The sequence below is a fragment of the Pseudoalteromonas sp. Cn5-37 genome (genome assembly GCF_021532495.1).
Classification (GTDB): Bacteria; Pseudomonadota; Gammaproteobacteria; order Enterobacterales; family Alteromonadaceae; genus Pseudoalteromonas; species Pseudoalteromonas simplex.
Window position 1 is genome coordinate 73,726 of sequence record NZ_JAKGBA010000010.1, and the last position, 13,280, is coordinate 87,005.

A 13,280-nucleotide genomic window follows, 5' to 3' on the forward strand; every position below is an offset into this window, starting at 1 on the left:
GTTTTGCGCCCGAAGCGATGCTATCATTGCTTAAAACAGATGTATAGCCGTCTAAATAACTTTTAGAATGTCGAGGAATATATGCATAACAATACCGCTATTTCAGAACTAATTGAAGCTGGTAAATGGGTAAGCCAACGTGGCTGGGTCCCTGCTACTGGTGGTAACTTTTCAGCCCGCACTGCAAGCGGTTATGTCGTCACAGCAAGTGGTTTCGATAAAGGTCAACTCGGCACTCATGCATTTATTGAATTTGATCATGAAGGCAATCGTACTAAGGGCTCTGGCAATCCATCAGCTGAAACTGAGCTACATTTGAATATGTATAAGCTTATCCCGTCAGCTAAATTTGTTTTGCACACTCATTCTGTTGCGGCAACCGTGTTATCTCGTGTGATCAAAGGCCACGCTATCAATTTGCATGGCTACGAAATGCAAAAATCTTTAAGCGGTATCAAATCGCACTTAGATACCTTAACTATTCCCATTTTTGATAATGACCAAGACATTGACCGTTTAAGCTTACTAGTCAGTGATCATCATCTTCACACCCCTATTGAACATGCCGTATTAATTCGTGGTCATGGTTTATATGTCGTTGGTCGAGATATCAAAGAAGTACTTCGCCATTTAGAAGGATTAGAGTTTCTATTTAGCTGTGAGCTTGAGCGCCTAAAACTAGAAGGTATTCAAGCTGGAGTTCAGCCATGATCAAAGCGATTTTAACCGATATTGAAGGCACAATTACCCGCATTTCTTTTGTTAAAGACGTATTATTTCCTTACGCGGCAGGGCAATTACCTGAGTTTGTAAAGTCACATCAAACAGACCCGGAAGTTGCAGCCCAAATTGAGGCCGTTAAAACACATATTGAACAACCCGAAGCCGATATCGACACGGTCATTAAACATTTAATTCATTGGATTGAAACAGATCAAAAAATTACCCCACTTAAGCAGTTACAAGGGTTAATTTGGCAAACAGGCTACGAAAATGGTGACTTTACTGGCCACCTTTACCCAGATGCTTATGACTTTTTACAAGCCCAAAAACAAGCTGGTAAAAGTTTATATGTCTACTCTTCGGGCTCTGTGAAAGCGCAGCACCTGATTTTTGAGTTTTCTGATTATGGTGATGTTAGACCTTTATTCAGTGATTACTTCGACACTAAAGTCGGTGCAAAACAACAGCAAAGCTCTTATGAGAATATTATTGCCGAGCTACCATTTGACGCTGCCGAAGTATTGTTTTTAAGCGATGTGGTGGCAGAGCTTGATGCTGCCAAAGCTGCTGGTCTTGGCACTTTGCACCTTGTTCGCGATGGCCAAGCGGTAAGTGACGCTCACCCATATATCAACGACTTTTCGGATTTTAGCGCGGAGCTGTTAGCATGAGTCAATTAACTATTTATAACGATAACAACGCAAGCAACATACTGTTTCATAGTGAAGACTTAAGCGCTATTGCCAGTGAGCTGAATGCGGTTGGCGTTCGCTTTGAGCAATGGCAAGCAACAGCACAGATTGACCAAGATACCAGCCATGACGCTATTTTAACTGCCTATGCTAACGATATAGAGCGCCTTAAGGCTGAAGGGGGTTATCAAACAGTGGACGTTATTTCGCTTGCTAAGGGAAGTCCAAATGCCAGCGAACTACGCAGTAAGTTCTTATTTGAACATACACATAGCGAAGATGAAGTTCGTTTTTTTGTGAAAGGCCAAGGCTTATTCTGCTTACACCTAGGCGATAAAGTGTATCAAGTGCTGTGTCAACAAGGCGACCTAATTTCAGTACCAGAACTCACACCACATTGGTTTGATATGGGCAGCGACCCTGAGTTCACAGCAATTCGCTTATTCAATAATACCGAAGGTTGGGTCGCTAAAAGCACTGAGTCAACCATTGCTACCAACTTCCCGCTGCTGGACTAATATGGAAAAGCTATTTTCTTACGGTACATTACAGTACCCGCAGGTTCAGCTTGATACCTTTGGGCGTTTGCTCGAAGGTCAACCTGCTACGCTAACTGGGTATGTCATTGGTGAAGTCGAGATCACCGACGAAGCCGTGCTTAAAAGTAGTGGTCAACGTTTTCACCCGGCGTTAATCAAAACAGGCAAACAAAGTGATATTGTTAATGGCACTATTTATTTAATCACTAAACGTGAGCTCAATCAGGCTGATGCTTACGAAGTAGATGATTATCAACGAATCGCAGAAACATTCCAATGTAACAACCAAGCTTGGCTATATGTTGCAAAAAACAGCCTTTAATTTACAAATATAAAACAAAAAGACCCAAATCAAGAACAAAAGCTGTTATTATCTTCCCTATCAAAATTAATATTTTTTAGTTAAAGGACTAAACATGGGGTCGGCATTTTCACCCTTACGCGATACCGTTATTTATGTGGGTGAGTGGCAATTTAACACTCAGCAGCAAACCATCAGCGATGGCACTCATAAGCGTGAACTAGAACCTTTATTGTTTAAATTGCTGTGTTTCTTTATTGAGCATAATGATCGCATTATCACTCGCCAAGAGCTGGTTGAGAATATTTGGCAACAAAGTTTTGTTGATGACAATGCTATTAACCGTGCCATCTCTGAACTAAGAAAAACTCTCAAATCAGAAAAGCAGCCCGGGCAAACTATTAAAACCCATTACCGCAAAGGTTATAGCCTATTTATTAAAGTTAAGCCTCTTGAGCCCACCTCCATTTCAGACCCACAAATAACAGAAGATAAAAACACAGAACATAAAGAAGCTGAAACTCCAGTTAATACAACTTCCCTTAACGTGCAAAAAGCGCATTCTTCACGCTGGCCATGGCCTTTTGCGGCCTTAGCGCTTGGTTTATTGATTGCGGCTATTTGGTTGTTCTTACAGCAACCTAAAGTAAATGATGAAGCACAAAACGAAGCGCCATTTTTAGACCTGCAAGCCGAAACGATTTCATGGCATAAGGGCACTCACTATCAATTATTGCTAAATCACGACAAAACGCAGCTTGCCTATGTGCTGCAAAATGACAATCAACATATTTATGTTGTCGACTTAACGACAAAAAAAGAGTACTCAATTACATCTGGCGCTGTCTTTTTACAGGGCTGGTCTGAAGATGGCGAGCGGCTATTTTATAGTTCATGTGAAAACAGTGACTTCAATGATTGTAGTGCTTGGCAAGCAAGCAATTTGCTATCAAATGAAGTATTACTAAAGCCAGTTACAAATCAATCTATATTAAATATCACACCAGATCAGTACATTGAAATTGGTAATACGGCAATTACAAGACGTAATAATTACCGTGGCTTAACTCACCTATCTGCTCTGTATGCGCAAGACTTAAAGACCGGTGAAGAAATTCGCATTACATCACCTAATATTACTGGCACTGGCGATTATATTTTAACAACACTTAAAAACCCCAACCGTGTTATTTTTGAACGCCACAATGTTGGCCAAGCAGAAATTTATATAGCGAATTTGGACGGTAGCTCACTCAAACTTTTAACCACCAACGAATACCGAGCTTGGGCTGCAACTTATGATAAACAAACTAACTCGCTTGTTTGGTATAACCGCGGTAAATTAACTATTGAATCATTTTCATTTGATACCATGAGTCGGGGACAAGCCATTAAAGCCCCAGTAAAACGAGCAAATTACGCTTACCCTCTTAATAAACAAAGTGTACTGATCAGCACTGATTTACACGACAGTGATGCGGCTATATTTGACATAAAATCAAAACAAATGAGCTATATTGCCACAGCTAATAAGCATGAGGATGATGTTGTCGCACTACCGAATAATGATGTCTACTTCGCTGATCTTGAATACTATAAACGACAGCACTGGCTCAGAAAAAACAACCAATATATAGATATAACCGACAAAATTGGTGAAGATGCCACCATTATTTCTGCAAATAACGACAGCAGTCAGCTGGTGAGTTTTAATAAAAGCAATCAAAAGCTAAGCTTATTAAATGCCAATGACTTTTCAGAAGTTAAACACTGGACACTACCAGGAAACAGCAAACTAGCAGCAGTCAGAGGTAATAAAATTGCAGTAATCTTTACCGAGCTTAGTAACCAGCAAAACCAACTAATGATTTTGCACACCAACAGCGATCAGGTTGTCAAAAGCACCATCGACACCCCATTGGCAATTGCTTGGTATGATAATAATCAGCTAATCGTCCATTCTAAATACGGAAAATATTTGCTTTTAGATAGTGACAGCAATACTTATAGTGAGCTGATAACTCCTGACAAACTAATCGAGCTAAAGCCTTCAATTATCACTATGACAAGCAACCATCACAGCTTATATATTGCCACAAATAATGAAATTTATAGTATTGACTTGGCAAACATACAAGATGTTGATCTAGCAATGAAAATGCGGCCCTTACACTATATAACGCATATCAATGCGAGTAATGACAAGCTGGCGATTTCGTTACTAACCGCAAATAGTCAAAATAGCATTGAGCTCTACACTAAAAAAAGCGCAGAGTAATTTACGATATTAACTGTTTTAGAATACCTTGCTCGATATCGGATTGGTTATAAACGCCGCTATCGAGCACCCAGCCTGTGACTAGGCTAGCCGGTGTAACATCAAATGCCGGGTTATAAACCTTCGCGTTAGTTGGTGCCCATATTGCTTCGCCAAAACTGCCACTAACCCCTCGCACTTCATTAGGGCTGCGTTGCTCAATTTCGATATTCGCACCACACACCGTTTGTGTATCAAGCGTCGTAAGTGGCGCAACGACATAAAATGGAATGTTATGAAAATGCGCTAACACAGCAAGGTTATATGTACCTACCTTATTAGCAAAGTCACCGTTTGCAGCAATACGGTCAGCACCAACAAAGATTTTATCAACTTTGCCCGCAGCCATTAAACTCGCCGCCATGTTATCGCAAATCAAGGTATAAGGAATTTCCCAGCGCTCAAGCTCAAAAGCCGTTAAGCGGCCACCTTGCAGTAACGGCCTCGTTTCATCAACCCAAACATGAATATCACCGTGGCGTTGCTGCGCTTTATGAATAACCCCTAATGCAGTACCGACACCCGCAGTCGCTAACGCACCGGTATTACAGTGCGTTAAAATGTTATCACCTTTATCAACCAAGGCAGCACCACGTTCTGCCATGCTATCGCAAAGGGCAATATCTTCTTTAAATAACTGCTCAGCAGTAGAGACAACAGCTGCAACATAATCAGTCTCTACAAGCGCTACGCGTAACTTGGCCATGCAGTGCATAAGGTTAACGGCGGTTGGGCGTGTTGCTTCTAGTTCATCTATAGCAACCGCAAGTGCTGATTGACTCATGCCCTGCTCGGCTAGGTGTGCAACCAACAAGCTAGCACCTAAGCCGATTAAAGGCGCTCCCCGGATTTTCAAAGTCAGAATCAAATCTTTCATCGTTTCAACATCGTTACATACATGCCAATGCTGTTGATGTGGCAACAAATACTGATCAAGCACGGTTAGCGTACCTTGCTGATATTTAATACTGCTGGCGATGAGATCTTGCATACTGAATCCGAATAACTAATGAATAACTAATTTATGTGAATAGTTATTTTACATCAGTTTTGACAACTAACAAGCTAGATGTATGGACATCTAAACGGTTGCAGGTATAGAATGCTCAAAGTTAATTGTATTACGAGATAGAGCCATGGCTAAATACACTGCCTTTAATGCAGAGCATGCTGTTGATTACATTAAAGAACTTGTTAAAAGTGAACTAATTTCAGTCTTCCCTGCTGATGCAACACTGACTGCATACGAGTTTGGAGATGGAAACTTAAACTTAGTTTTTCGGGTTGCTGATCAGCACAACAACAGTGTAATTCTAAAGCAAGCACTCCCTTATGCCCGCTGCGTAGGTGAGTCATGGCCATTATCGTTAGACCGCGCCAGAATCGAAGCCGAAGTATTGATTAATCATGGTAAGTTATGCCCAGAACATACCGTGGCGATATTACATCACAATGTCGAGCTGGCATTAACCGTGTTAGAAGATTTAGGTGAGTTACAAATTTTACGTGGCGCACAAATCAACGCAGAGCAATTTCCCTTATTGGCAAGTCATGTTGCGCTCTACTTAAGCCGAACAGGCTTTTATAACTCAGATTTTTACTTATCTGCTGAAGATAAAAAAGCCAAAGTCAGTCAATTTATTAACCCTGATTTATGTAAGATCACAGAAGACTTATTTTTCACTGATCCGTACATTGAGCATGAGCGCAATAATTTCCCTGCAGAGCTTACTGAGCACGTCGAAAGTATTCGTAATAATGATGCTTTAAAACTAGCCGCTGCTAAATTAAAAGCGAAATTTTTATCGTGCCCGCAAACTTTATTGCATGGCGATATGCACAGTGGCAGCATTTTTGTTGATAGCAAAACCACTAAAATGATCGACCCAGAGTTCGGCTTTTTTGGCCCTGTTGGCTTTGATATCGGCTCATTTATGGGTAACTTGCTACTAAATTACTGTGCCCAAAACGCCCGTATTACAGAGCGAGCAAAGCGCCGTCAGTATCAAACCCATTTATTAACTTGCTTACAAGACTGTTATAGCCAATTTGAGCAACATTGGTTAAACCTAGCAAGCAGGGAAGCAACTGATATTAGCTTTGCAAACCGCGCCTTTAGCGAAGATTACTTACAACACGTATTGCGTGATGCGATTGGCTACTGTGGCGCTGAACTTATTCGCCGTACTATTGGTTTAGCCCATGTTGCAGATATAGACGGTATTGAAGATGCACAAGCTCGTTTAGCAGTACAACAGCAAACGCTCGTACTCGGCGAGCAACTGATGCTCAATTCCACAAGCTGTAACAATAAAGACGAGTTCTTTTCGTTGTTAATCAGTTTATTAAACTGATAGTCAAAAAGTAAAAAGGCGCTTAATGCGCCTTTTAATTATTCAACTCAACTAGATTATTTATTGTAGTGCTCATACATTTTATCGAGCGGCTCTGATAAACCATTTTCTTGTACCACTCGCACATGCTGGCGAGCTAACTCGCGGGCACTTGATACACCACATGAATGAGCAATCAGCCCTGCACCATAATGAATAAACTTATTATAATTGGCGACACGTTGTGCCTTATCGGTCACATCTAGGCCCCGCTGTAAGCGTTCATTATGAGTCGTAATACCGGTCGGGCAGGTATCTTTATTACATTGTAGAGCCTGAATACAACCTAGCGAAAACATATGACCACGCGCCGACACAATAAAATCAGCACCCAGTGCGAGTGCCCAAGCCACTTTTGACGGTACGATTAGCTTACCCGATGCAATCACCTTCACACGCTCTCTGAGACCATGTTTTTTTAGCAGATCAACAACCAAAGGCAGGCTCTCGCGCAGCGGTAAACCAACTGAATCCATTAAGGGTTGAGGGGCAGCGCCCGTTCCACCGTCGGCACTATCAATAGTGATAAAATCAGGGGCAGATTCAATACCACGGTTATTTATTTCACTAAACAAGGTTTCGAGCCAAGTGTATTCACCAATAACCGCTTTAAAACCGGTTGGTTTACCTGTGGTACTGCGTACCGTTTCAATCATATCGAGTAAATCTGCTGGGCATTTAATTTCTGGATGACCATTTGGGCTAATCGAGTCATGCCCTTCGGGAATACCCCGAATTTTTGCAATTTCAGCAGTCACTTTGCGCCCTGGTAACATACCCCCTTTACCGGGTTTAGCACCTTGACTCATTTTAATTTCGAACATTTTAACTTGTTCGTGCTCAGCAATCGCTTTGAGTTTTTCGGTGCTTAATTTACCGTGCTCATCTCGTACACCATATTTTGCCGTGCCAATCTGAAACACAATATCAGCGCCACCTTCAAGGTGGTAAGGGCTGAGCCCTCCTTCGCCGGTATTCATCCAACAGCCGGCTAATTTTGCCCCTCGCGATAATGCGCGAACAGCGGGCTTAGATAATGCGCCAAAGCTCATACCTGAAATATTAAATAACGAGTTTGTTGTATAAGGAGCTTGGCTATAAGGCCCTAACGTGACTTCGCTTGGATCAAGTGCATCTTCATCTAAGGTTGGGAACGCACAGTTCATAAACATCACAGTGCCCGTTGCTTCAAGGCTTTGGGTTGAACCAAAGGCCGTAGTACGGTCAACATTTTTCGCAGCACGATACACCCAGCTTCGCTCAGCACGATTAAATGGTAGCTCTTCCCTATCCATGGCAAAAAAGTATTGTCGGAAGAATTCACCTTGGCGTTCAAAAAAATAACGAAAGCGACCGATCACCGGGTAATTACGGCGAATCGCCTGTTTAGATTGCGTCACATCACTAATGTAAAAGCACACAATCACCAGCAAACCTATACCGAGTGCAAAAATAAACAAGCTGGCAAATACATCGATACTAAAAATTATAAAATCACTCATCCAAGGCCCCTTTGTGAACTGACATCCTTCAAAGCATATAAGGTGTTTATATTACGTGCAATAAGCACTTCATATATTTAAGGTTTCGTTGGTTCAAAGGATAAGTATTTACAAAATAGAAGTGATAAGAGCATTGAATTCAAAAAATAGGTATGCCGAGGTTGACGGCACACCTAATCAATTAGCGTGTTGTATAGCCGCCGTTAGCAAAAATAGTTTGCCCAGTGATCCACCAACCATCAGTCGCTAAAAATTTAACGATCGGTACGATATCTTCAATTTGTGTTAATTGGTTTCCCATTGCTTGTGATTTGTGAAATGCCACACGCTCTGGCGTTTCTTCACCATAAAAGAAAGGCGTATCCATTGGACCAGGACCAATACCTGTAACCGAAATCCCACGACCAGAGAACTCTTTTGCAGCAGCTCGGGTAAAGTGCTCAACAGGTGCCTTACCGCCAGCATATGTTGAATACCCATCTGTAAATGCGGCGAGTAAAGAGGTGACTATTGTGATGATTTTGCCGTTGTTATTTAACTGCTTACCCGCTTCTTTTATAAAGAAATACGCTGTTTTTGAGTTAACATCAAACATCGAATCATAATCCGCTTCAGATGTTTCAACTATTGGCTTTCTTAGGACCTTGCCTACTGTATTTACAGCTATATCGATACCACCATAAGTAGACTTAGCAAAATCAAAAAGCGCGGTTACATTATCAGCCTTAGACAAATCACCTTGAAACGTCACCGCCTCACCTCCTGTCGCTAGAATCGCATCAACAGTCGCCTCAGCTTCCGCTTTCGAAGAGTCACTATGATAGTGTGCAACAATTTTTGCACCCTCTTTAGCAAACTCTTGGCTGATCAAGCCACCTAAATTTTTGCCACCGCCAGCAACAACCACCACTTTACCTTTAACATCATGTTTTGACATTCCTATCTCCTTTAAGTAATTCATATCAAAGTCAGTAAGTAACCTAAAACGGATTAGGCGTACCTATTCTCAATTCATTACTTTATCCAATTGAATAAAGTGCGGGAATTAGGTGAATATGCAATTACTGATTGTCAAAAATGCAATTAACTAAATGCACGATGCTAAGTCACTGTTTATTCGAGTTGTAGAAGCTGGCAGCCTCAAAAATGCTGCGGCACAATTAGGGATCGAACCTTCCTCTATCAGCCGTAAAGTTGCTGCACTAGAGAAGCGCTTAGGGGTAAAATTACTTAATCGTTCAACTGTTCGTACTACTCCTACAGAGCAAGGACAAACTTATTTTGAACGACTAAAAGATATCCTTGATGCTCAACAAGCATTAGACGAAGAAATCTCGAATAGCATAAAAAAGTAGATGGGACTTTAAGAATCGGAGCGCCCGTCGACTTTGGATCGCAATTTGTCGTCCCAGTATGTAGGGCAATGCAAAAGCAATACCCTGACTTAAATTTTGAATTATTCCTTGGTAGTGATTTTGAGAACTTATTTAGCAATAAAATTGACGTTGCGGTGAGAATTGGTGAGTTAGCCAACTCACAGCTTATTGCCAGAAAACTTGGAGAAATCTCCAGAGTTCTGGTTGCGAGTCAGCAGTATTTAGAGAAATTTGGTATACCATTGAATCCAATGGATCTTGAACAACACAATTTTATTTTTTATTCACAAAAACAAGCAAAAAGCGATATTGAATACCTTAATTTTACTCGTTTTCCACATGTTAAAATGCACAGTAACTTCACAGTTAATAGTGTGTCTGCGGTGAGAGACCTAGTCATTAATGGCGTAGGTATTCACCTTGGGCCTCTTTGGTTTTTCTCAGAGGCTATCCACAAAAAGCAGCTCATTCCTCTGCTAACAGATTATCAGTTAAAAAGTTACTCATCACATGCAGTGTATAAAAAGCAACCTTGCACACCACAAAAAATTAAGGTGTTTATTGATAAAATGAAAGAAGCCGTTAGCACATTACACAACTCAAGTTTCAACTAATATTACTAGTTAATCGTACCGCATTGTCCAGCTAACAATCTTACGCTGCTCTACCACTAATAAAAAATTTGCTGGGCTGGAGTAACCATCATTGTTTTTATAAGTACCAGTGACAACGACTTGATTACCCGTCATTTTTAATACAGGTTCAATTACTTGGCCATGAACATTGATAATGTCTGATTCAAGCCAGCTTTTAAATCTATCACCACTATTCTTACGCTTATACCAACGTTCATATTCTTGGCTTGCATTGTCGGCAAAAACAGCCCGAATTTGTTCCTCATTATTATTTTTCATTGCATTAAGCAATACTGTAACAGCCTCTTTGGGTGTAGGTTCCTCTTTTGCAAAAACTGAATTTTGAAAGCTGAATATACCCAAACCACCTCAAGATGCGAGTTTCAGTTGGAATTAAAAGCGATTTAGGCAAGGCATTGATTGCAAGTAATAGTGGTTCTATTGTTAAAATCAATAACGCAGTATAAATCGCTTTTAAACCAACCCTTCGGGCGCTTCACAGGCACTTACTCTCATCGTTGTTACTTCTTAAAAGGGACTGCCATTCTTGCAAAGTAACGCCTTGATATTAAGCACCTGTGAAACGCTGAATTCTGCATCTTGAGGTGGCTTGGGTATATAAGCAATACACTTAAAAGTAAAAGGCGAGCTTTTGGAATAATGTCCATTTAATCTACTCCTAACAAATTTGATTAAAATAATATTACCCAAAGATAAATAACAAACGCGCTAGGAGAATTCGCATTTTATTAATTAAAAAAGGCGTGATGAAAATCACGCCTCTTCTTTTATACTGCTATACAGCTATGCTGCTCGTTTTGCTAATTCAGCTTTAATATAAAGTTGAATTTGCTCTTCAAGCACTGACATTGGCACTGAGCCATGACGCAATATTTGATGGTGGAATTCGCGAATGTCGAAATCTGCACCAAGTGCTTGCTCAGCTTCGTGGCGTAGACGTTTAATAGTTAGCTCACCAATTTTGTATGACAACGCTTGTGCAGGCCATGAGATATAACGATCAGTTTCTGTCTTCACATTATGCAATGAAAGCGCGGTGTTTTCGCTCATAAACTTCATTGCACGCTCGCGGCTCCAGCCATACATATGCATACCTGTATCAACCACTAAACGTGCCGCTCGCCACATCTCATAAGTTAAACGACCAAAGTCACTGTATGGGTCTTGATAAAAGCCCGCTTCGATACCTAAAAACTCCGAATATAAGCCCCAACCTTCACCAAATGCCGACAAATATGCATTACGGCGATAACTTGGTAATGACTCAAGTTCAGCATTTAGCGAGATTTGTAAATGATGCCCAGGTACTGCTTCGTGTAAAGTTAATGCTTCAAGTACATACAACGGGCGCTTATCTAACGCATAGGTATTAACCCAGTAATAACCTGCTTGGTCATCACGGCGAGAGCCTGAGTAACGACCCGTTGTATATTTAGGTGCAATGCTCTCTGGCACTGGCGCAACACCGTACGGCATTCTTGGCAAGGTGTGGAATAACTTAGGTAACTGCGCATCCATTTTCTTGGCAATGTAAGACGCTTCTTTTAGCAAATCTTTTGGTGTTTTTGCGTAAAATTGCGGATCAGTACGTAAAAAGTGCACAAAATCAGCAAACGAGCCTTCAAAGCCTACTTTCTCGATAATTTTTTCCATTTCTGCGCGAATACGCGCGACTTCTTGTAAACCCAGCTCATGGATTTCTTTTGGCGTCATATCTGTGGTGGTGTAGTACTTAGCGCGATTTTCGTAAAACGCTTTGCCATTCGGCGTACTTGAAATACCAATATCTGTACGTGCACCCGGTTGATATTCATTGTTAAAGAAGGTTAAGTAACCTTGATATGCCGGAATAACTTGTTCTGTGATAATGGTTTGCGCTTGCTTTTGTAGTGCTGCAAACTCGCTATCACTTAGGCCTGCCGTGTTATTTAAAAATGGTTTGTAGAATTCAGACTTAGTAGCATCATCAACAATATAAGCCGTGATTGAGTCTTGATAACCTTCTAAAACAGCCTTTGGCTGGGTTAGCCCCACTTCAAGCCCCTTTCGCATCCAGCCGATATTTTGCGAAAAATAGCGAGGAATTTGCTGTAATTTAGCAAGATATAGCTGGTAATCTTGTGGTTTTGTGTAATCTGAGCTGGAGATCATAAATGACAAGCTAGAATGGAACCCATATTCAGATGTCAGCGGCATATAGTGTGCATTAAACACATATTCATCGACACTATTTTGCACTTGGCCGCGTAAAATAGTCAGGTTAATGCGATTTTCTTCCGATAACTTATCACGGTCGATAGCGTCTAGCTCGGCAAGTAACTCTGTATTCTTTTGGTATTTTTGTTCTAAAAATTCAGCCGATAGATTTTCTAATAAATAACCATCAACGCCATTATCTTTACCATACGGGCTGATGCTTTGGCGGTAATTAACAATATTTTCGGCTACTTGAGTAAATTGCTGATCAGCATCAATATTTGTTACTTGGCAAGCGCTTAAAGTACACGCTAAAGCAACCGCAATAACAGAACGATTTAAAGTTCGCGACAGTGTTTGTTTCATAGCATTCTTTTTAGTTTTAATCAGTATCGCTAAAGTAGCGCAGCACTGGCTAAAACCCAAACAAATGCGACCAAGCTCAGGTTAAATACGCTCAAATTAACAACGGTGTATAAATAAGAATGAGCAAGGTTTAAGCAATTTTTAATTACACTTGTTAAAGTTGTTGAGAAAATCAGCTAATAGACACAAACGAAACAAATTTAAGTTCCAAAGTAAGCG

General features: G+C 40.8%; 13 protein-coding genes. 8 read left to right on the top strand and 5 right to left on the bottom strand.

Translation table 11 applies throughout. The features are described from left to right. Window positions 1-81 precede the first annotated feature (81 nt). The 5 genes from L1266_RS13330 to L1266_RS13350 all read left to right on the top strand — a co-directional run bounded on the left by L1266_RS13330 (window position 82) and on the right by L1266_RS13350 (window position 4,533). Complete coding sequence (locus L1266_RS13330) at window positions 82-711, top strand: methylthioribulose 1-phosphate dehydratase (RefSeq protein ID WP_166341190.1); 630 nt, start codon at window positions 82-84, stop codon at window positions 709-711. Further along, entirely contained in the window at window positions 708-1,394 is a 687-nt protein-coding gene (gene mtnC / locus L1266_RS13335) for an acireductone synthase (RefSeq protein WP_235377682.1), read from the top strand. The genes L1266_RS13330 and mtnC overlap by 4 nt, the downstream gene beginning before the upstream one ends. Next, the gene (locus L1266_RS13340) at window positions 1,391-1,933 is read left to right on the top strand and encodes a 1,2-dihydroxy-3-keto-5-methylthiopentene dioxygenase (protein ID WP_235377683.1); all 543 of its coding nucleotides are present in this window, start codon (window positions 1,391-1,393) and stop codon (window positions 1,931-1,933) included. Before mtnC ends, L1266_RS13340 begins: the two co-directional genes overlap by 4 nt. A 1-nt stretch (window position 1,934) precedes the next feature. After that, entirely contained in the window at window positions 1,935-2,276 is a 342-nt protein-coding gene (locus tag L1266_RS13345) for a gamma-glutamylcyclotransferase family protein (protein WP_054552356.1), read from the top strand. 94 nt (window positions 2,277-2,370) lie between these two features. Beyond that, window positions 2,371-4,533, top strand: coding sequence for a winged helix-turn-helix domain-containing protein (locus L1266_RS13350; RefSeq protein ID WP_235377684.1), 2,163 nt, complete (start codon window positions 2,371-2,373; stop codon window positions 4,531-4,533). 1 nt (window position 4,534) lies between these two features. Here L1266_RS13350 and mtnA read toward each other — a convergent pair whose 3' ends face one another. Next, on the bottom strand, window positions 4,535-5,563 hold the full coding sequence (gene mtnA / locus L1266_RS13355; protein WP_235377685.1) for an S-methyl-5-thioribose-1-phosphate isomerase: 1,029 nt from the start codon (window positions 5,561-5,563) through the stop codon (window positions 4,535-4,537). Between the two features lie 145 nt (window positions 5,564-5,708). Between mtnA and mtnK the strand changes: the two genes are divergently transcribed. After that, window positions 5,709-6,926 carry an S-methyl-5-thioribose kinase gene (gene mtnK, locus L1266_RS13360; protein WP_235377686.1) on the top strand — a complete coding sequence of 406 codons (1,218 nt, stop codon included), beginning with the start codon at window positions 5,709-5,711 and terminating at the stop codon, window positions 6,924-6,926. A gap of 56 nt (window positions 6,927-6,982) precedes the next feature. Here mtnK and L1266_RS13365 read toward each other — a convergent pair whose 3' ends face one another. Next, complete coding sequence (locus tag L1266_RS13365; RefSeq protein WP_235377687.1) at window positions 6,983-8,467, bottom strand: FMN-binding glutamate synthase family protein; 1,485 nt, start codon at window positions 8,465-8,467, stop codon at window positions 6,983-6,985. A gap of 181 nt (window positions 8,468-8,648) precedes the next feature. Next, a complete protein-coding gene (locus tag L1266_RS13370) occupies window positions 8,649-9,404 on the bottom strand; it encodes an SDR family oxidoreductase (RefSeq protein WP_235377688.1) in 756 nt (251 codons plus the stop codon). A gap of 154 nt (window positions 9,405-9,558) precedes the next feature. Between L1266_RS13370 and L1266_RS13375 the strand changes: the two genes are divergently transcribed. Then, window positions 9,559-9,822, top strand: coding sequence for a LysR family transcriptional regulator (locus tag L1266_RS13375; protein ID WP_235377689.1), 264 nt, complete (start codon window positions 9,559-9,561; stop codon window positions 9,820-9,822). Between the two features lie 14 nt (window positions 9,823-9,836). Continuing rightward, window positions 9,837-10,457, top strand: a complete 621-nt coding sequence (locus tag L1266_RS13380) for a substrate binding domain-containing protein (protein ID WP_235377704.1) — start codon at window positions 9,837-9,839, stop codon at window positions 10,455-10,457. 9 nt (window positions 10,458-10,466) lie between these two features. Here the strand turns inward: L1266_RS13380 and L1266_RS13385 are convergent, their stop codons facing one another. Then, window positions 10,467-10,757 carry a hypothetical protein gene (locus tag L1266_RS13385; protein ID WP_235377690.1) on the bottom strand — a complete coding sequence of 97 codons (291 nt, stop codon included), beginning with the start codon at window positions 10,755-10,757 and terminating at the stop codon, window positions 10,467-10,469. Between the two features lie 525 nt (window positions 10,758-11,282). Continuing rightward, window positions 11,283-13,061, bottom strand: a complete 1,779-nt coding sequence (locus L1266_RS13390; RefSeq protein ID WP_138599078.1) for a DUF885 domain-containing protein — start codon at window positions 13,059-13,061, stop codon at window positions 11,283-11,285. Window positions 13,062-13,280 lie beyond the last annotated feature (219 nt).

Bases quoted from the DNA above. Each gene is read 5' to 3' on its own strand.
- L1266_RS13385 (WP_235377690.1), bottom strand. From the start codon at position 10,757: ATGAAAAATAATAATGAGGAACAAATTCGGGCTGTTTTTGCCGACAAT.
- L1266_RS13340 (WP_235377683.1), top strand. From the start codon at position 1,391: ATGAGTCAATTAACTATTTATAACGATAACAACGCAAGCAACATACTG.
- L1266_RS13390 (WP_138599078.1), bottom strand. From the start codon at position 13,061: ATGAAACAAACACTGTCGCGAACTTTAAATCGTTCTGTTATTGCGGTT.
- mtnA (WP_235377685.1), bottom strand. From the start codon at position 5,563: ATGCAAGATCTCATCGCCAGCAGTATTAAATATCAGCAAGGTACGCTA.
- L1266_RS13365 (WP_235377687.1), bottom strand. From the start codon at position 8,467: ATGAGTGATTTTATAATTTTTAGTATCGATGTATTTGCCAGCTTGTTT.
- mtnK (WP_235377686.1), top strand. From the start codon at position 5,709: ATGGCTAAATACACTGCCTTTAATGCAGAGCATGCTGTTGATTACATT.
- L1266_RS13350 (WP_235377684.1), top strand. From the start codon at position 2,371: ATGGGGTCGGCATTTTCACCCTTACGCGATACCGTTATTTATGTGGGT.
- mtnC (WP_235377682.1), top strand. From the start codon at position 708: ATGATCAAAGCGATTTTAACCGATATTGAAGGCACAATTACCCGCATT.
- L1266_RS13370 (WP_235377688.1), bottom strand. From the start codon at position 9,404: ATGTCAAAACATGATGTTAAAGGTAAAGTGGTGGTTGTTGCTGGCGGT.
- L1266_RS13345 (WP_054552356.1), top strand. From the start codon at position 1,935: ATGGAAAAGCTATTTTCTTACGGTACATTACAGTACCCGCAGGTTCAG.
- L1266_RS13375 (WP_235377689.1), top strand. From the start codon at position 9,559: ATGCACGATGCTAAGTCACTGTTTATTCGAGTTGTAGAAGCTGGCAGC.
- L1266_RS13330 (WP_166341190.1), top strand. From the start codon at position 82: ATGCATAACAATACCGCTATTTCAGAACTAATTGAAGCTGGTAAATGG.